General features: G+C 67.1%; 16 protein-coding genes and 1 riboswitch. Of the genes, 11 read left to right on the top strand and 5 right to left on the bottom strand.

Annotation, left to right across the window (positions count from 1 at the left end; translation table 11 throughout):
* The coding region (locus WAW85_RS10240; RefSeq protein WP_422559507.1) for a glutamate-5-semialdehyde dehydrogenase at nucleotides 1-951 on the bottom strand (951 nt) is incomplete at its 3' end.
* 53 nt (nucleotides 952-1,004) lie between these two features.
* Between WAW85_RS10240 and WAW85_RS10235 the strand changes: the two genes are divergently transcribed.
* Entirely contained in the window at nucleotides 1,005-2,012 is a 1,008-nt protein-coding gene (locus WAW85_RS10235; RefSeq protein ID WP_422559506.1) for a hypothetical protein, read from the top strand.
* Nucleotides 2,013-2,036: 24 nt separating this feature from the next.
* Here the strand turns inward: WAW85_RS10235 and WAW85_RS10230 are convergent, their stop codons facing one another.
* Nucleotides 2,037-2,762, bottom strand: a complete 726-nt coding sequence (locus WAW85_RS10230) for an HNH endonuclease family protein (protein WP_422559505.1) — start codon at nucleotides 2,760-2,762, stop codon at nucleotides 2,037-2,039.
* Nucleotides 2,763-2,946: 184 nt separating this feature from the next.
* Entirely contained in the window at nucleotides 2,947-4,758 is a 1,812-nt protein-coding gene (locus WAW85_RS10225; RefSeq protein WP_422559504.1) for a DUF222 domain-containing protein, read from the bottom strand.
* A gap of 421 nt (nucleotides 4,759-5,179) precedes the next feature.
* Between WAW85_RS10225 and WAW85_RS10220 the strand changes: the two genes are divergently transcribed.
* From WAW85_RS10220 to WAW85_RS10195, 6 genes are all read left to right on the top strand, one after another.
* Nucleotides 5,180-5,803, top strand: coding sequence for a hypothetical protein (locus WAW85_RS10220; protein ID WP_422559503.1), 624 nt, complete (start codon nucleotides 5,180-5,182; stop codon nucleotides 5,801-5,803).
* A riboswitch (cobalamin riboswitch) is annotated at nucleotides 5,795-5,906 on the top strand. Its footprint overlaps the gene before it by 9 nt.
* Nucleotides 5,907-5,963: 57 nt before the next feature.
* Nucleotides 5,964-9,620, top strand: a complete 3,657-nt coding sequence (gene cobN / locus WAW85_RS10215) for a cobaltochelatase subunit CobN (protein WP_422559511.1) — start codon at nucleotides 5,964-5,966, stop codon at nucleotides 9,618-9,620.
* 120 nt (nucleotides 9,621-9,740) lie between these two features.
* The gene (locus tag WAW85_RS10210) at nucleotides 9,741-10,352 is read left to right on the top strand and encodes an FxsA family protein (RefSeq protein WP_422559502.1); all 612 of its coding nucleotides are present in this window, start codon (nucleotides 9,741-9,743) and stop codon (nucleotides 10,350-10,352) included.
* 43 nt (nucleotides 10,353-10,395) lie between these two features.
* Nucleotides 10,396-12,069 carry an amidohydrolase gene (locus WAW85_RS10205; RefSeq protein WP_422559501.1) on the top strand — a complete coding sequence of 558 codons (1,674 nt, stop codon included), beginning with the start codon at nucleotides 10,396-10,398 and terminating at the stop codon, nucleotides 12,067-12,069.
* 113 nt (nucleotides 12,070-12,182) lie between these two features.
* Nucleotides 12,183-13,835, top strand: a complete 1,653-nt coding sequence (gene lnt / locus WAW85_RS10200; RefSeq protein WP_422559510.1) for an apolipoprotein N-acyltransferase — start codon at nucleotides 12,183-12,185, stop codon at nucleotides 13,833-13,835.
* Nucleotides 13,822-14,604, top strand: coding sequence for a polyprenol monophosphomannose synthase (locus tag WAW85_RS10195; RefSeq protein WP_422559500.1), 783 nt, complete (start codon nucleotides 13,822-13,824; stop codon nucleotides 14,602-14,604). Before lnt ends, WAW85_RS10195 begins: the two co-directional genes overlap by 14 nt.
* Before the next feature lie 66 nt (nucleotides 14,605-14,670).
* Here the strand turns inward: WAW85_RS10195 and WAW85_RS10190 are convergent, their stop codons facing one another.
* Nucleotides 14,671-15,015 carry an RNA polymerase-binding protein RbpA gene (locus WAW85_RS10190; protein WP_422559499.1) on the bottom strand — a complete coding sequence of 115 codons (345 nt, stop codon included), beginning with the start codon at nucleotides 15,013-15,015 and terminating at the stop codon, nucleotides 14,671-14,673.
* Between the two features lie 157 nt (nucleotides 15,016-15,172).
* Here WAW85_RS10190 and WAW85_RS10185 point away from each other — a divergent pair, with 157 nt between their 5' ends.
* The 4 genes from WAW85_RS10185 to WAW85_RS10170 are packed head-to-tail and all read left to right on the top strand — an operon-like array spanning nucleotide 15,173 to nucleotide 17,681.
* Nucleotides 15,173-15,454: a hypothetical protein gene (locus WAW85_RS10185; protein ID WP_422559509.1), complete on the top strand. Its 282-nt coding sequence runs from the start codon at nucleotides 15,173-15,175 to the stop codon at nucleotides 15,452-15,454.
* Between the two features lie 8 nt (nucleotides 15,455-15,462).
* Complete coding sequence (locus WAW85_RS10180; protein ID WP_422559508.1) at nucleotides 15,463-16,566, top strand: DUF475 domain-containing protein; 1,104 nt, start codon at nucleotides 15,463-15,465, stop codon at nucleotides 16,564-16,566.
* Between the two features lie 9 nt (nucleotides 16,567-16,575).
* A complete protein-coding gene (locus WAW85_RS10175; RefSeq protein ID WP_422559498.1) occupies nucleotides 16,576-17,406 on the top strand; it encodes an adenylate/guanylate cyclase domain-containing protein in 831 nt (276 codons plus the stop codon).
* The gene (locus WAW85_RS10170) at nucleotides 17,403-17,681 is read left to right on the top strand and encodes a hypothetical protein (protein ID WP_422559497.1); all 279 of its coding nucleotides are present in this window, start codon (nucleotides 17,403-17,405) and stop codon (nucleotides 17,679-17,681) included. Before WAW85_RS10175 ends, WAW85_RS10170 begins: the two co-directional genes overlap by 4 nt.
* Before the next feature lie 50 nt (nucleotides 17,682-17,731).
* On the opposite strand, the gene WAW85_RS10165 is transcribed toward WAW85_RS10170, so the two are convergent.
* Nucleotides 17,732-17,887 (bottom strand): hypothetical protein, encoded by a 156-nt coding sequence (locus WAW85_RS10165; RefSeq protein WP_422559496.1) that lies wholly within the window; start codon nucleotides 17,885-17,887, stop codon nucleotides 17,732-17,734.
* Nucleotides 17,888-18,268: the final 381 nt, after the last annotated feature.

Genomic DNA, 18,268 nt, shown 5'->3' with positions numbered 1-18,268 from the left:
TTCGGCGTGCCAGTCGTCTTCGGTGGCCGGCACCATACCTGGCTCCTCGCCGTGGATGGTGACGCCCTGCTGCTGCAGCGCAGACACAATCGACCCCAGCGCCTCCTCGGCGATCTGCCGGTCGATCAAGACAGTCTCCACCGTGTTGCACACGCTGGGGCGGCGGGTCTTCGCGTTCACGATCACCCGGGTCGCGGTGTCGACGTCGGCGGCCGAGTGAACGTAGATGTGACAGTTGCCGGTACCGGTCTCGATGGTCGGGACCTTCGCGTTCGCCACGACGGTAGCGATCAGGCCGGCGCCCCCGCGCGGGATCACCACATCGACCAGTCCGCGGGCGGCGATCAGCGCGGTGACACTGGAGCGATCCTCGCTCGGCAGGAGCGCCACCGCATCGGGGTTGATCTTGTGGTCGGTCAGCACCTGGCGGAGCACCTCAACCAGGGCGGCGTTCGAGCTGGCGGCCGACGACGATCCACGCAGCAGCACCGCATTACCGGACTTGAATGAGATACCGAAACCGTCGACGGTCACGTTGGGCCGCGCCTCGTAGACGAAGCCGACCACCCCGAGCGGCACCCGCACCTGACGCAGTTCCAGTCCGTTCGGCAGCGTCTTACCCTGCACGATCACCCCGATTGGATCGGGCAGCGCCGCCACCTGACGCAACCCGCCGGTGATACCGGCGACCCGCCCGGCGTCCAGGCGCAGCCGGTCGATCAGCGAGGCTTCGGTGCTGGCAGCTTCGGCACGGGCGACATCCTCGGCGTTCGCGGTGAGGATCTGATCGGCGGCCGCGTCGATCGCGTCGGCCGCCGCGAGCAACACCTCGTTCTTCTCCGCGGCAGTCAGCATTGCGAGGGCACGGGACGCCTTCTGAGCACCTCGGGCCTGTTCGAGCACCCGCTCTTCGACGGAGACGGCAGCGGTGTGCGCAGTGTCGGCAGTCATGGTGTCCAGATTAGCCGCCACCATCCGGGCCGCATCAGTGCCACAATGCACACATGAAGAAAACGGGTAAATGGCTCACCTTCAGCGGTCTGGCGCTAGGTATCCTCGCCGTCATCGTCGGCGTGGTCCTCTTGGTGCTCGGCCTGCAGAAGCTCGCCGACGTCGAGCGCGACGCCGTCGCGATCAACCGCGCGGGCGAGGTGGCTGGCGAGTTCACCCGCGACTACCCGGCGCGGGCTGGCGACGTCGTCGTCATCTACGCCAACAATCGGCCTGCGGCCTTGGCGGCGAGTTGCGAAGTCCGCGGCGGCCCCGCACCGGCGGAACCGGGCCCCGCGCAAATGGACAACTTCGAGATCACCTTCAATGGCTCCACCGTTGTGCCAGTCACCGCGTTCCGCTTCGCCCAGTCCGGCGACTACGTCCTGGTGTGCCAGGGACCAGGGATGGTCGCCGGTGCACCCATTTCCACCTCGGCCTTCATGCAGGCCGGCTTCGGTGGGCTACTCGCGGTGTTCGGCGGCATGCTGGGCGGACTGCTGTTCATCGTCGGCGTGGTCCTATGGATCGTCGGCAGCAACAAGGAGAAGAACGCCGCGACCACCCGGGCGTACGGCGGGCAGCCCTACGGTGGACAGCCGTACGGTGGTCAGCCTTTCAGCAACCAGCCGTTCCCGGGCCAGCCCTACCCCGGCCAGGCGTATCCCGGCCAGCCATATCCCGGCCAGGCATATCCCGGCCAGGCGTACCCGGCGCCGGACCAGCAACAGCCACCCACGTACGGACAGCAGAACGACGGTGCGCAGCCGGACCAACCGACGACGCTCAACCAACCGGTTCCCGGCGAGCCGTACACCGTCGGGCAGTCAGCACCGGGAGGCTTGGCGCCGGACACCGTCGTGCATCCGCCAATCCCGGACGCCGCGGGTTCGGAATGGTCAGCCGCCCCCGACCCCATCCCCGATGCCGCTGCCCCGGATTCCGCCGGATCAAGCGTGGACTCTCCCGGCGCACCGAACCCGGGCACCGACGATCTGGGGTTAGGCACCTCGAAGCCCTAGCGGCGCCGTCGACCGCCGCTCGATTCAACAGTCGGCGAGCGCACGGGTCAGCACCACGCGGGAATCCTCGTCGATCCGCAGCCGGTAGGCCGCGGACACAGTGACAAACGCAACCGAGTACTGGCACCAGAAGCCCTCCAGCTCCGGCATCCAGGCGCCCGGCCCACCATCAGACTTGGCCTGATTGCTGGGACCGTCGACGGCGATCAGGTTGGCCGGATCGTTGGCGAAAGCGATGCGCCTGACCGCGGGCCAGTCGGCCGCACCCATGTCCCAGGCATAGGCCAGCGGCACGATGTGGTCGATCTGGACCGCCGCTGACTCCCGGCCCCGTACGAACACCACCTCCCTGCCCGTGTACGGACTTCGGAATCGCCCGGCCGCGACGGCGACCGAACACGTTTGGGCGGCAATCGATTTCGATACGGCCAGGTCGCGCGCCAGGATGTCGTTGCGCGTATCGCAGGAATTGCCCGAACCACCGACCCCTGCCTGGTCCGTCCACGCCGGACCGAAGGCCTCCCGCCGGTATGGGGGGCCGTGCGCTAGGCGCTGGTCCACCACTTCAAGGTGAGCCAGCGCGACGCGGGCCGCGGCCACTCGGTCCGGGTCGAGGCGGGGCAGTTCGGGCGACGACGGCCAGCCCAGCCCGGCCGCCACGATCGTCGCCGTCACGGTGAATCCGGACAGCACGGTCCAGTGCTGGCCAGTGAGGCGCACGTATTCGCCCGACCGTGTCCGCCTGGACATCGACGACCGGTGCTCGAGTAACCGCCGTTCGACCAACCGCCGCAGTCTCGATGCCATCACGTCTCCCCATGGTTTAGACGCACAGCAGCCGTGCACGGTTCCATCGGACGGTCTCCGGAGCTCCGCCGGGCCACCGTCGCGGGTGTTGTTCCCGCCTCCGGCCCGGTTCAGAACCGTGCCGCGTTCAGAACGGTGGTGGGCCGTCGCTTTTGGCGGCGCGGTTGCGGGCGGTGCGGAGTCGTTGGCGGGCGGCGCGGCGCCACGCGTGTTTGTCGGCGGTGGCCGCGCGTAGGCCGTCGCCGGCGCAGTGTGCAGTGTGCCCGCGGTCCCAGTCGGGCCGGGCGTAGGTATCTGACGCGGCGCGGGTGTCCGGTGGGGCGTGGGTGTGGTGCAGGCAGGTCAGTTGAGCCAGTTGCGGGAAGAGCCATTGGTTCGCTGCGGGGGTGTCGACGGTGATGCCGTGGGCGGTGGTGGTGGAGGTCCACACCGTCCCGGCGTCATCGATCCACTGCTCGTCGATCCAGCCCGCGGAGGTGGCCGATGCCCCTAGGAATGTTTTCAACTGATGATGCATCACGCATTTGGGGCTGATGTTGCACAGGCAGGTCGGGCCACCCGAGGCCGGACAGATGTGGTCATATTCTTCGACGTGGTCGAGTTCGCAGGACCAGGCGGGGCGTTCACATCCGGGGACGGTGCACGTCCCGAACAGGCCGCGGACCAGGGCCTCGAGGGCAGCGGTCGGCCGGTACGGGTCGGCGGGTCGGCTGGTGTGAACGATCAGCATCGGCCCGACGGCTTCATCATCGGTGTCGGGGGTGGCGGTGGTGTCGGTGGCGGGGGTGGTGAAGGTGCCGAGGTCGAGGTCGCGGACGATCGCGTCGGGGCGGGCGGCGATGTCGCGGAGGTGTTCGGCGCTGATCGGGCCGGCGCCGTCGAGGTAGGCGGGGTGGTCGTCGGCGCCTGTGAGGGTGGATTTTTGGCAGACTGCGTGCACGATGATCCGGGCTTGGCGTTGGGAGATCGCTTCGGTGGTCAGGGTGGCGGTACAGGTCGTTGTGTCCGGGCAGTCGCAGGTGAACGGCAACTGCCGTAGCTGGGCGATGGCATAGTCTGACCGGCGTTGCCCGAGGGTGCGCGGGTCGTTGCCGCAGCAACCGGCGACCGCGGCATTGACTGCTTGGAGTGCCAGGACGGTTTCTTCGGCGCTAGCGGTGATGTTCAACCCACCCAGACCGTCGGGGTAGTCCCGTTGGGACACGTTCTTACGGCGCCGGGCTTTCTCGGCTTTACGGCGGACCGCGTCACGGTCGTGTCGGTCGACGATCCGGTCGGCGATCTTCTCGACCCGCTTCTGCGAAATGTGTCCGGCCGCGGCCAACCTGGCGGCCAGGTCGGTATCGACCGCGTCGATCAATGCCCGTTCGTCGACCACATCGGTACGGGCCACGACCGCACTGAACATGTCCGCCGAAATTGTGCCGTCCCGTAACAACACGGCGGTCTGCGGGAGCCGCTCGGACATGGCGACCGCCTCCCCGACGAGCCGGGTGGCGGCCGCGTTCGGGATCGCGAATACGATCGCCACCTCGGTCACCGCCAGCGTGTACGGGTCGAACACGTCGCGTTGGTCTTGCCCGGCGCACACCGCATCGTGCAGATCAGCCAGGGCGATGTCGATGAACTCCGAAATCCCGGTCAACTGCGCCCACTGCAAATACCCGCGGCCGCGGTGCGCGGCGCGGGCGTAGGCCAGCCAGCCCCGACACTCGGCCCGGTCGCCGGCGCCCCGGGCCGGAGCGACCATGCCCGCCGGGGTGAAATCGACCTCCCGCCAGCCCGGCGCCACCGGACCACTACCGGCCTGGCCACTACCGTCCTGACCGCCACCGTCCTGGCCACTACCGTCCTGGCTGGCCTCGCGCTGGTCGGCATCGATCTGATGGTTGGGGGTGTGGTGGGTGGTCATGTCGTTCACCTCCTTCGCCGTGGTCAATGTTCGAGTGTTCTATGTCCTATGTTACGTACACACTTCGGTGTGTGCAAGGACTGCTTTCTGTTGTCTGATTTGACTATATGTGCTGGGTACGACAGTTGTGTGTGAGAATTTCGGGGCCGGTGGATGCTGCGGATCGGGGCGGTCGTCGCGGCGTTTGGGGCACCTTTTGAGTCCGAGTGTTCGAATCGTTCGCGGGTGGTTTCGACACGAGCCTCGCCCTAGCGGGATCGCCTCGGCGCAACCATCGGATATGGAGCGGCGCAGCCAGCGAAGAGGGACGGCGCGGGACGTTCGGTCAGCGCGGCGGGGCGGCAGCGGAGCGGGCATGGGCCGGCAGCGGGAACTTTTCGGCGGCGTCGAGTCTCTGACCTGATGACACCGACGGAACTGACCGACCCCGAACTGAGGAATGACAGACATGCGCAAACTTCTTGCGACCACCACGATGACCGCCGCGGCCGCAGTGGCTCTGATCTCCTTGCCCATCGGGACGGGGACCGCATCTGCTGCGCCGACGATGGCGGAGGACTACCGGATCGCCGCAGCACTGGTCAGCGGCTACTGGCAACAGCAGGCACCCAAGTTGTACGGGGAGCGGTACGTCGCTCCGACCAACCGCGGAATCATCGACCCTGGCACCGAAACCGGTTGCGGCGCCATGCCGAAGCAGAATGCCGCGTACTGCCCAAAGGACCATTCGGTCCAGTTCGGCCGGGACTACATGGAACTGGCAGACTCGATTGGCGACGTCGTCGTTTACGACGTTGTCGCGCACGAGTGGGCCCACGCGGTCTTGCGGCAGCAGCCGGACCGCGTCGTCGAACGCCCGCAAGAACTGCAGGCCGAATGCCTGGCTGGCGGTGCACTGGGTGACCTGAAGCGGTCCGGGCACCTGATCGTCGAGGACGGCGACGACGCCGAGTTCGCCGCACTCTTCCGGTACACCCACGCCCCCGGGGATAAGCACGGCACAGCCAAAGAGCAGGCCACTGCGTTCATGGCGGGCTGGAAGAGCGGCCCGCGCGCCTGCTTCACCCGTTGACCCCGTTAAGGTTGCCGCACAGAGAACGACGCGGAAGCCGGTGCGAATCCGGCGCGGTCGCGCCACTGTGAGGCCCGGTGATCGCCGGAGCCGAGTCAGACCCGTGAGTTCTCACACCACCGTCAACGCCGGGCGCGCCATCCGGCAGGGAGTAGGCCTCATGCACGCGACACAATCCGGCCCCAGAATCATGCTGCTGTCCACCTCGGACACCGATCTGCGGACCGCCGCCACATGCGGCGTCGACTATCGCGTGGCGAATCCGTCGCGATTGCTGCTCGACGAGATTCCCGAGTTGATCGCCGACGCGGACCTGGTGGTGGTGCGGCTCCTTGGCGGCCGGCGCGCGTGGGAAGCGGGCCTGGATGCGGTACTCGCCGGATCGGCCCCCGTCGTCGTGCTATCGGGTGAGCTCAACCCCGACCCGGATCTGATGTCGCTTTCGACGGTCCCGGCCGGAGTCGCCGCCCAGGTGCACGGCTACTTCGCAGCCGGGGGCCGGGTGAACACCGAGCAGGCCTACAACTTCTTGTCCGATACGGTGCTGCTTACCGGTCTCGGCTTCGAACCGCCCGTGCAGGCGCCGAACTGGGGCGTCTTGGAGCGCAGCGATGGGGCCGACGGGGATCCGCCGGTGACCACGCCACTCCGGGTCGGGGTGCTCTACTACCGCGCCCAGCACCTGGCCGGAAACACCGAGTACATCGACGCGCTCTGCGGAGCGCTCGAGCACGCTGGGGCGCGCGCCGAGGGGATCTACTGCGCTTCACTGCGCGCGGCTCCCGACGACCTGATCGAGCATCTCGGCACCTTTGACACGCTGATCGTCACCGTGCTGGCCGCTGGTGGAACGACCCCGGCTGCCGCGAGCGCCGGCGGTGACGACGAAGCGTGGAATGTGGAACGCCTTGCTGCCCTTGATATTCCGATCCTGCAGGGACTCTGCCTGACGTCGTCGCGCGACGACTGGGCCGCCAGTGACGACGGCATGTCACCGCTGGATGTCGCGAGCCAGGTGGCCGTGCCCGAGTTTGACGGCCGGATCATCACCGTCCCGTTCTCGTTCAAGGAGTTCGACGAGAACGGACTCCCGTACTACGCGCCGGACGCCGAGCGGTGCTCCCGGGTGGCCGGGATCGCCATCGCGCACGCCCGTTTACGGCACCTTCCGGTGGCAGAGAAAAAGGTTGCACTGCTGCTGTCGGCGTACCCGACCAAGCACGCCCGCATCGGCAATGCCGTCGGCCTGGACACGCCGCGCTCGGTAGTCCACCTGCTGCGCGCACTCGACGCTGCGGGCTACCAACTCGGAGACGGGCAGATCCCCGGACTGGGCGCGACGCCGGACGACGATGATCCCGACGCGCTCATGCACGCGCTGATCGACGCGGGCGGGCAGGACGCGGACTGGCTGACCGAAGAATCGTTGGCGGCCAACCCTATCCGGGTCAGTGCGGCCGATTACACCGACTGGTTCGAACGGTTGCCCGAGGGGCTGCGCTCGGCGGTTGTCGAGCACTGGGGCCCGCCGCCCGGGGAACTTTTTGTGGACCGATCGACAGACTCGGCCGGCGAGATCGTCATCGCCGCTATGACCTTCGGCAATGTGGTGCTGCTCGTGCAGCCGCCGCGCGGATTCGGGGAGAATCCGGTGGCGATCTATCACGATCCGGACCTGCCGCCGAGCCACCACTATCTGGCCAGCTACCGCTGGCTGGCCTCACGCACGGGGGTGGACGGCTGGGGCTTCGGCGCGGACGCGGTGGTGCACGTAGGCAAGCACGGGAATCTGGAATGGTTGCCCGGAAAAATGCTCGGTATGTCCGCGGACTGCGGCACCGACGCCGCGCTCGGCAATCTCCCCCTGATCTACCCGTTCTTGGTCAACGATCCGGGCGAGGGCACCCAGGCCAAGCGGCGGGCGCACGCCGTCCTCGTGGACCACTTGATCCCGCCGATGGCCCGCGCCGAAAGCTACGGCGACATCAACAGACTCGAGCAGTTGCTCGACGAACACGCCAATATTTCCGCGCTGGACCCGGCCAAGCTCCCGGCTATCCGCCAGCAGATCTGGACGCTGCTCACCGCGGCCAAGATGGACCAGGATCTCGGTCTGGCCGACCGCCCGGAAGAAGACGTCTTCGACGACATGCTGCTGCACGTCGACGGCTGGCTTTGCGAGATCAAGGACGCGGCAATTCGCGACGGTCTGCACGTGCTGGGACAGGCGCCCGACGCCGAGATGGAAATCGACCTGGTGCTGGCCATGCTTCGAGCACGACAACTTTGGGGTGGCAGCCAGACGCTGCCTGGTTTGCGCGAGGCGCTCGGACTCAACGAAGAGTCCACCGATCGTCGCGAGGTGGACCGGGTCGAGGCGATAGCCCGGGAACTGGTGATGGCCTGCTCGGCGTCCGACTGGTCGACCGAGGCTATTTCGGTGGCGGCGCGGGGACATCAGCAGGCGGTCGGCGACATTCTGCGGTTCGCCGGAACCGAGGTGGTGCCGCGGCTTCGCGCGACATCCTGCGAGATCGATCGGGTACTCCACGCACTGAACGGCGGGTTCATTCCGGCCGGTCCGAGTGGCTCGCCGCTGCGCGGACTGATCAATGTGCTGCCTACCGGACGCAACTTCTACTCGGTCGACCCCAAGGCCGTACCGAGTCAGCTCGCCGCTGAGACCGGCCGCGCCCTGGCTGACTCCCTGGTGGAGCGGTACCTCGCCGATCACGGTGAGTACCCGAAATCGGTCGGTCTCTCGGTGTGGGGGACCAGCGCCATGCGGACGTCCGGCGACGACGTCGGCGAAGTACTGGCGCTCCTGGGCGTGACGCCCGTCTGGGACGAGGCCTCCCGTCGCGTCACCGGCCTGGACCTGATTCCGCTCGCCGAACTCGGCCGGCCCCGGATCGACGTGACCATCCGCATCTCCGGCTTCTTCCGGGATGCCTTCGCCCACGTGGTGACCATGCTCGACGACGCGGTCACCCTGGCGGCCGGTGCCGAGGAGCCCGACGAGCAGAACTATGTCGCGGCACATGCCCGCGCCGCGATTGCCGAGCATGGGGACCACCGGCGGGCCACCGCCCGCGTCTTCGGTTCGCGGCCGGGCACCTACGGCGCCGGACTGCTGCAGCTGATTGATTCCAAGCAGTGGCGCAGTGACGAAGACTTGGCCGCGGTCTACACCGAATGGGGCGGCTACGCCTACGGCCGGGACCTGAACGGGGTGGCCGCAGTCGACGATATGCGGGCCGCCTACCGCCGGATCGCGGTCGCGGCGAAGAACACCGACACCCGCGAGCACGACATCGCCGACTCCGACGACTATTTCCAGTTCCACGGCGGCATGGTGGCCACCGTGCGCGCACTGACCGGGGAGAACCCGGAAGCGTACATCGGTGACTCGACCCGCCCCGACACCGTCCGCACGCGCACGCTGAGCGAGGAGACCGCCCGTGTTTTCCGGGCGCGCGTGGTGAATCCGCGCTGGCTGGCGGCCATGCGCAAGCACGGATACAAGGGCGCCTTCGAGATGGCAGCCACCGTCGACTACCTCTTCGGCTACGACGCGACCACCGACGTCGTCGCCGACTGGATGTACGAGAAGCTCACTGAGGAGTACGTGCTCGATGAGACCAACCGGGAGTTCCTGGAACAGTCCAACCCGTGGGCGCTGCACGGCATCACCGAGCGGCTACTCGAAGCCGCCGAACGACAATTGTGGCATTCCCCGCCGGCCGAACTCCTCGATCAGCTCCGCAGCGTCTACTTGGCCGCCGAAGGCGAGATCGAGGGACGACGGGAGGAATAGCCGCAGCGTGAGCGACGCCTCGCCACCCGCCAGGTCGATTCGGGAGCAAAATCACGCTGTCGATCGTTGAACAGGTAACAACGCCTCGCATCGACGCGAGCCGCGTGGGAAGGTCGAAATATGAAGCGCTGGGTGTTCCTCGGATATCTCGTGGTGGAGATCGCCGCATTCTGGGTGATGGTGCACTTCCTCGGCTGGGGCTGGGCAATCCTCATCACCGTGGCCGCGGCTGCGGTCGGCTTCGCGGTGCTCGGTCGGCGGGCCCGGGAGATCTTCACTCGTTCAACGCGCCCGGCGTCCACGCTGAGCACCGCGCCGACGCGGCGAGACAATCTCGATACCGGTCCGCTGGGAACGGTGAGCGACTCGGCGCTATTCGCCGGCGCCACGGCACTGACCATCCTGCCCGGCATCGTCTCCACGGTCGGCGGCCTCCTTCTCTTGGCCCCGCCCGTGCGCAACCGGCTCCGGCCGGTGGTCGCCGCCAAAGCGGCGCAGCGGGCGACCCTGGTTGCCGAACGTGTCACCCTGATCGGCACCGGCCCGAGGGCCAACGTTTATGGCACCAACGTTTATGGCACCACCGTTGACGGCAGCGTGGTCGATTCCACTGTCGTAGCGTCGACCATCGTCGACATCACCGCCCGTAACGCCGACGGTTCCATCCGCCTGGACCAGGACGAACTGCCTCCAGTGTCGGACAGCGGACGGCCGGGGGCCGGCGGTCACTGACACCTCCATTCAGGCGCGCGGCGGTCTCTGAGACACTGTCAGAGTGACTACGCAGCTCCTGCTCGGCGGCCTCGTTTACTCGTCGCCCGCGGTCCCTGATGCCACGGCTCTGGCCATCACCGACGGCATCGTCGTGTGGGTCGGCAGCGACGATGTCGGTCGCGCCCTGCATCCCGAGGCGGAGGTGATCGATTTGCAGGGCCGTTTCGTCAGCCCGGCCTTCGTCGATTCGCACGTGCACCTCACCGACACCGGTCTGGCCCTCGGCGGCCTGGACCTGTCGCGCACCACCAGCCGTACCGAGTGTCTTCGGGAACTGGCGGCGTTTCTGGCGGCTGCCCCTTCGACAAGCTCAGGTAGCGGCGGGGAACAGAGCTCAGGGAGCGGCGGGGACGACGACGTCATCTGGGGATTCGGCTGGGACGCTTCGGCCTGGGTGAATGCCGGACCGGGGGAAGACCAGGCCCCCTCGACCGCCGACCTCGACGCCGTCGCCGGACCGCGCCCGGTGTATCTGACCCGCATCGACGAGCATTCGGCCGCGGCCTCCTCTGCGCTGCGCGCGCGGGTCGAGAGCCTGGCCAGCGAGGCCGGGTACGACGAGCAGGCCCCGCTGATCGCCGAAGCACACCATCGGGTGCGGGCGGCCGCCCGCGCTTTGATCAGCCCGGCCGGACGCCGCCGGGCCCAGCTGCGTGCGCTCGACCACGCTGCCGCCCACGGTGTCGTCGCCGTCCACGAGAACGGCGGCCCAGACATCAGCGGCCTCGACGACTTCGCCTCGATCGCCGAGCTTGACCATCCGGTGCAGGTGCGCCGGTACTGGGGGCAATGCGTCGCCAGCGCTGACGAAGCCCGCGCCGTGGTGGCCGAGACCGGCGCGGACGCCATCGGCGGTGATCTGTTTGTTGATGGTGCCCTCGGCTCGCACACCGCACTGCTGTCGGCGCCATACACCGACGATCCGGCCACCCGCGGGGTCAGCTATCTGACGCTCGACCAAGTGCGCGCCCACCTGCGGGCGACCACCGAGGCGGGGATCCAAGCCGGCTTTCACGTGATCGGAGACGAGGCCGCCGCCATGGTGGCCACCGCGATGGCCGAGATTGCCGATGATCTCGGCACCCCGGCTCTGGCCCGATGCGCGCACCGGCTGGAGCACGCCGAGATGGTGACCCCCGAGCAGGCTGAGCTCTTTGCCCGCTGCGGAGTGGTGGCCAGCATGCAGCCGTTGTTCGACGCGGCTTGGGGTGGTCCCGGACAGTTGTACGAGCAGCGGCTGGGGGAGCGCGGCACAACACTCAACAACTTTGCTGCGCTGTCGAAAGCCGGTGTGGGCCTTGCCTTTTCCTCGGACGCGCCGGTCTGTCCTATCGACCCGTGGGCGACAGTGCGCGCTGCTGCGCACCACCACAATCCGACGAGCGCAATCTCGCCGCGCGCGGCTTTCGCCGCAGTGACGCGGGGCGGTTGGCGAGCCGGCGGCATGAACGACGGGCTCATCGGGACCCTAGTGCCCGGCGCCCCGGCGCACTATGCCGTCTGGGAAACCGAAGACCTCGTCGTCGCACCCTCGCATCAGGGAGTACAGCGGTGGTCCACCGATCCGCGTTCGCGGGTGCCCGCGCTGCCCGACGTGGCGCCCGGTACTCGACTCCCGCAGTGTGTAGTGACCGCCTACGCCGGTGAAGTGATCTACTCGCGAGACGCCCGGTGACCGAGGACGTCGCTGATCCAGCACCGTCGGGAAGTCGACTTTCGGCGTCGAGGATTACTGAGCGGCAGCGCTTCTGGATCCGGCTCGCCGCGGCCCTGCTGGCCGGTGTCGCGATGTACTTGGCGTTCCCGCCGCTGGGTCTGTGGCTGCTCACCCCGATCGCCCTCGGCGCGATGTACGCCTGTCTGACGCTCGGGCAACCGAGCACCCGCACCGGATCGCTGACCGGGTTCGTCTTCGGGCTGGGCCTGTTTGTGCCGCTGCTGCGCTGGACTGGCGTGTTTGTCGGCGCCTTCCCATGGTTAGCGCTGTCCGTTGTCTCGGCGCTCTACCTGGCGCTATTCGGCGCTCTTGCCGCTTACACGTGTCGCGGGCCGCGGACGTCCACCGCGGGCGCCGCGCCGTTGTGGTTCGCGCCGTTGTGGTTCGCGCTGCTCTGGACCGCCATCGAGTGGCTCCGGTCATCGTTCCCGTTTGGCGGGTTCCCGTGGGGCGCCACTGCCTTCAGCCAGAATCAGGGCTTCTTCCTCCCGTTCGCGCGCTGGTTCGGGGTGCCCGGGATCGGTTTCCTCGTCGCCCTGACCGGTGCCGGAGTGGCCGCGCTGATCGTCGCCGTCGTCCAGCGCAGCCTGGCGGCGTCAGCGGCTGACACGCCCCGGCGGCCAGCGAGAACGCCGATGGCGGTCGCGGCCGTGTGCGCGGTGCTGCCGATCGTGCTGGCCGGGATCGCACTGGGTACCTCGCCGTCGCCGACCGGCGGCGACACCATTCGCATCGCGGCCATCCAAGGGAATGTGCCGCGCCTTGGTCTGGACTTCAACGCCCAGCGGCGTGCGGTGCTCGACAATCACGTTCGCGAGACGATAGCGCTTGGACAAGACGTTGCTGCCGGACTCCGGCCGAAGCCGGACCTGATCGTGTGGCCGGAGAATGCCTCGGACATATCACCGCTAGACAATCCGGATGCAGCGCGGCTGATCGCTGGCGCCGTCAACGCGGTCGGCGTGCCGATCGTCTTGGGCACCGTGCTGCAATCGGCCGACGGCCCCAGCAATGCGGTGCTGGTCTGGGAAACGCAGGGCGCCTTCGCGGCACCCGAGCCGACCGGCCGCTACGACAAGCACATCATCCAACCGTTCGGCGAATACCTGCCGTGGCGCAGTTTCTTCACGCTCTTCTCCTCGTATGCGGAGCAGGCAGGCAATTTTCAGGCCGGAACCGGTCCGGCCGTGGTCACCGTGCCGACGGACCGCGGTGCCGTCGTGCTGGGTGTCTCCACCTGCTGGGAGGTAGCGTTCGACCGATCACCGCGACAGGCGGTGAAGGATGGCGGACAACTCCTCTTTGTGCCCACCAACAACGCCACGTTCGGGAAGACCCACATGAGTTACCAGCAGTTGGCGATGTCGCAGGTTCGGGCGGTGGAGACCGGTCGCAGCGTCGCCGTGGCCGCAACCAGTGGAATCAGCGCGCTGATCGCCCCGGATGGTCGAGTTTTGACCAGCAGTGAGATCTTCGTCCCGGCCATTCTGGAGGCCCAGCTGCCACTGCGGACCGGACAGACGCTCGCCGTCCGGCTGGGACCGTGGCCGCAGCTGCTCGCCGTGCTCGCCGCGCTGGCGATATTTTTGTTCACGCTGGCGCGGCGTACTAGGTTCTATACGTTGTCGCGCAGCGCAATCCCGCTAGACAGCAGTGAAGATCAACCGAGCAGTGAAGATCAACCGAGCAGTGACGGACAAGGAGGTCGCCATGACCGGGAGTGAGCAGGGCGCCGACCAGGTGGTCGGCATCCAAGGCGCCGGTGGGCTGGTCGTGATCCCGACCTTTAACGAGCGTGAGAATCTGCCGATCATCGTCGGGCGCCTGCTCGACGCGCTGCCCGACATCCACGTGCTGGTGGTCGATGATTCCAGCCCGGACGGCACCGGCGATATCGCTGAAGAGCTTTCCACGAGTGACGCACTGCAGCGCATCCACGTGATGCACCGCACCGTCAAGGACGGTTTGGGCAAGGCCTACCTCGCCGGGTTCGCGTGGGGGCTGGAGCGCGACTATCCGGTGATCGTCGAGATGGACGCCGATGGCAGTCATGCACCCGAGCAGTTGCACCGACTCCTGCGGGCCGTGAACGACGGCGCAGACCTGGCCATCGGCTCGCGCTACGTACCCGGTGGCAAGCTTGTGAACTGGCCACGGCGCCGAGAAATCTTGTCCAAGGGAGCTAACACCTACGCCCGGATCGCCCTGGGCAGTTCCATCCGCGATATCACCGCTGGCTACCGCGCCTACCGCGCGCCGGTGCTGCGCGCCATCGGCCTCGACGACGTCGAATCGGCCGGGTACTGCTTCCAGATCGACCTCGCGTGGCGGACCTTGCAACACGGCTTCACGGTGCGGGAAGTCCCGATCACGTTCACCGAACGGGAGATCGGCGAATCGAAGATGGACGGCGGGGTGATCGCCGAATCGTTCCTGAACGTCGCACGCTGGGGCTGGCAGGGGCGGACGGCCCGCCTACGCGGCAAGAACTAGCCGCACCGGACACGAAGAAGCTCCCGGACCAATCAGGTCCGGGAGCTTGTTTCTCGAGTTCTAGTTCTATGCCGTACCGCCGCGGCGGCGCGTCTTCAGTAGATCCATCCGCTCGGCGAGCAGTACATCCAGCTCTTCCTCGGATCGGCGTTCGAGAAGCATGTCCCAGTGGGTGCGCGGGGGCTTGACCTTCTTCTCATCATCTTCGGCACCTTCGAGGATGGTGCCTTCCATACCGTTCTTGCACGGCCACTTTGACGGAACCTCGGCGTCGTCGGCGAACGGGACGTCGAAGATCTCACCATTGTCCGTGCGGTATTGCACGATCCGACGGGGTGCGAGGTCGTGGTCGCGGTCGGTCTCGTAGCTCACCGCGCCCAGGCGGCTCCCGCGGAGTACTCGATCAGCCATGAAGCTATATTCCTCTCACTTTCGGGTCAACAGTCCCATCGTACGCGCCGAGCGGCGACCAGGCACATTACCCGGCGGCACGCACGGTACCGTTTCTGGCGTGTCCGGAACCACGACGCGGCAACGGCCGTACAGCTGCGCATGGTGCGGGCGGGAAATGCTTGATTCCCCGCGCGGTCGCCGCCGGAAGTACTGCAAGAGGTCGTGCCGACAACGGGCATACGAGCAGAAAATGCTCACCGAGGGCACCGCTATTCCCGCCGATGCTCTGATTCTCTCATCAGACGAGGTCTCGGTTCTGGCGGACCGCCTGTTCACATTGCGTTGCGCCGCCGAAGATCTGCGGACGGCCCTGGCCGAAGGCGAACGTCTCGACGCGCTGGCCCGCCTTGCTGACGATCTGGTCGCGGCCGCTCGCGATGCCGAGCGACTGCGATGAGGAGCCGGCTGGTCGTCCGCACCTTCGGACTCTCCCTCCTGGTCACCGTCATTTCGCTGGTAATCGCCTTCCTATACGGCGGTCCAGCAGGCTTGTTCGTCTGCACCATTCTGGCGATCCTCGAGATTTCCCTCTCTTTCGACAACGCCGTCATGATCGCGACCGTGCTCGAGCGGATGAACCCGTTTTGGCAGAAGATGTTCCTCACGATCGGTGTGTTGATCGCTGTATTCGGTATGCGAGTGCTGTTTCCGCTGGTCATCGTGTGGGCGACGGCCGACCTGGCGCCGCGCGAAGCATTACTCCTCGCCCTCAATCCGCCTGACCCGGAGACCCCGGACAATCGGAGCTACGAGACGATCATGGTGGCGGCCCACCCGCAGATCGCAGCGCTGGGTGGCATGTTTTTGTTGATGATCTTCCTGGACTACGCCTTCGACGACGACCGCCAGTCCTGGGGTCGGTTCGTCGAGCACGGACTCGTCCGACTCGGCCGAGTCAAACATGCCGCGGTGGTCATGGCGGTCGCAGTGTTGTTGATCGCCGGGCAGGTTGTGGATGACGATCAGCGGGTCGCGGTCTACACCTCCGGACTGATCGGGATGCTGTTGTACCTGTCGATTCAGGGCTTGACCTCACTCTTCGACGCTCACGGACCGCCCGGCGACGAGGACCGCCCCGCAGCGGAGCTCGCGCCGACGCGACCGCAGCCGGTGGTCGTCGGTGGAAAGGCGGCGTTCATGCTGTTCCTCTACTTGGAGATGCTGGACGCGTCGTTCTCGTTCGACGGCGTTATCGGCGCCTTCGCGATCACCTCCGACCCGGTGCTGATCGCCCTCGGTCTGGGCTTCATCGGTGCGATGTTCGTCCGTTCGCTCACCGTCTACCTGGTTCGCGCCGGAACCCTCACCGAGTACCGCTACCTGGAGAATGGGGCGCACTGGGCGATCGGGGCGCTGGCCACTATCCTCCTAGTCAGCCTGAAGTTCGAGGTCAACGAGGTGATCTCCGGTCTGGCTGGCGTCGTCTTCATCGGGCTAGCGATGGTGTCGAGTATCCGGGCCAACCGCGCCGATCACCGTGCGGCACATCGCGCCGCCGGTACGCCTTAGAATCGTGCTGTGAATGGTGGTGTGAACGATGCATGCGACGAGGGAGACGACGACTCCTACGCGGTGACACCGCTGCAGAAGGCGAGTTCACTGCTAGCGCGCACTGATGCGAGCGCGCCGCTGGTGCGCGCCGCCCAATTCGCCCGACGACTGACTCCACCGGACCGGATGAATGTCGGTTCGACGACGCTGGACCGGCTCTCCTCCGCCATTGGCGACGTCAATGCCCAGCGGCCGAGCGCGGTCCGCGAATTGGGCCTGGCGACCGTTGGCGTCTGGAAGTCACTGGTACGCCGCACCCTGCCCGACCCCAGTGGGCCTACGCCGGTCACCATCATGTTCACCGACCTCGTGGACTTCTCCCGCTGGGCGTTGCGCGCCGGAGATGACCAGGTGCTCGAATTGTTGAACGCGGTGAACCAAGTTAGCGAGCAGGTGATCAACGCCCGCGGCGGCCAGGTAGTCAAGACCCTGGGCGACGGCATGATGGCGGCCTTCGTGGACGGCCGCGAAGCGATCGAGGGCGCGCACGAGGCCGCCGGTGCGGTCAGCGCCCTACAGATCGGTACCTACCGCCCCGCGCTGCGGGCGGGTGTGCACACCGGCGCCCCACGGGCAGTCGGCGACGACTTTCTTGGCGTGGACGTGAACATCGCCGCGCGCGTCTGTGCTGCTGCGGGCGCCGGTGAGGTCCTCGCCAGCGGATCCACTCTGGAACTGGCTGGCGCCGATGGCTACCTGATCAAGCGTAAGCGCTTCAAAGCCAAGGGTGTCCCGAAGGAACTCCAGGTGTACCGCGTCGTTCCGCGGTACGACCAGGGCGGCCCGCATTCGCTATGAGTCGCAGCTTCGGCGACGACGAACTCGCGGACTACTTCGCTGAGATTGAGGCGCGGACCGCCGCGCGGAGCCGTCCCCGGCGCGCGCGTGAATCGGAGGTGAACTACCGGCCGCCGGAGTGCCCCACGCCGGAGAAGATCGACTATCCGACGCTGGCTGCGGTCACCGGCGCCATTCTGGCGATTTCATCATCGGGTCGCGGTCGGCCGACCTTGCGCTCCTATGAATGTGTATGCGGTGCTTGGCACCTGACGCGGTCCCGACGGAATTTCTGACCAACGCGAAGACCCCCGGGGCCGGGGGTCTTCGCGTGATCTCAGCTCAATTAGCCGCGCCGGGGCGGTTCGCCCAGAACTGCGACGGGCGTGTGCGCGAACTGCAGGTTCAGCCGGTCGGTGCGGCTCAAGTTGAAGCGGGCATTCAGTCGGCGGGAATACCCGCGGACGCGGGACGCCAGATCGGGACTGGTGCGATTGGGCATGCTGTCCTCCTCTTTCAGTAAGTTGCTGTCCACTCATTTGTAACCAACCGTCTGCCCGAAGTCAAGTTTCATTCGCGTCGTGTTCACCTTCCGTTCATTGTCATTCGTGCTGTGTGACCAGAATTTCCGTGCGGGCGCGGCCAGCCCGCGACCAACTATCCGGGCGCGGCGCGGACTCACGCTCACCGGTGTGGCGGCGGTCTAGGATCAGGAGACTGTGGCTGCGCCCGCTCCCGGGCGCTCTCGACGGGAGGGTGTCCAATGGCTCAGATTCGGGTCGAATATGGGGGGCGAGTCTGGGATTTCGCCGATCCGGCGGTGATCCGGATCGGCCGCGACGCGACCTGCGACGTGGTGATCGACGTACCGACCGTGTCGCGC

Source organism: Gordonia sp. (in: high G+C Gram-positive bacteria), from assembly GCF_049299075.1.
Taxonomy (GTDB): domain Bacteria; phylum Actinomycetota; class Actinomycetes; order Mycobacteriales; family Mycobacteriaceae; genus Gordonia.
This window is presented reverse-complemented; position numbering and strand designations above follow the sequence as displayed.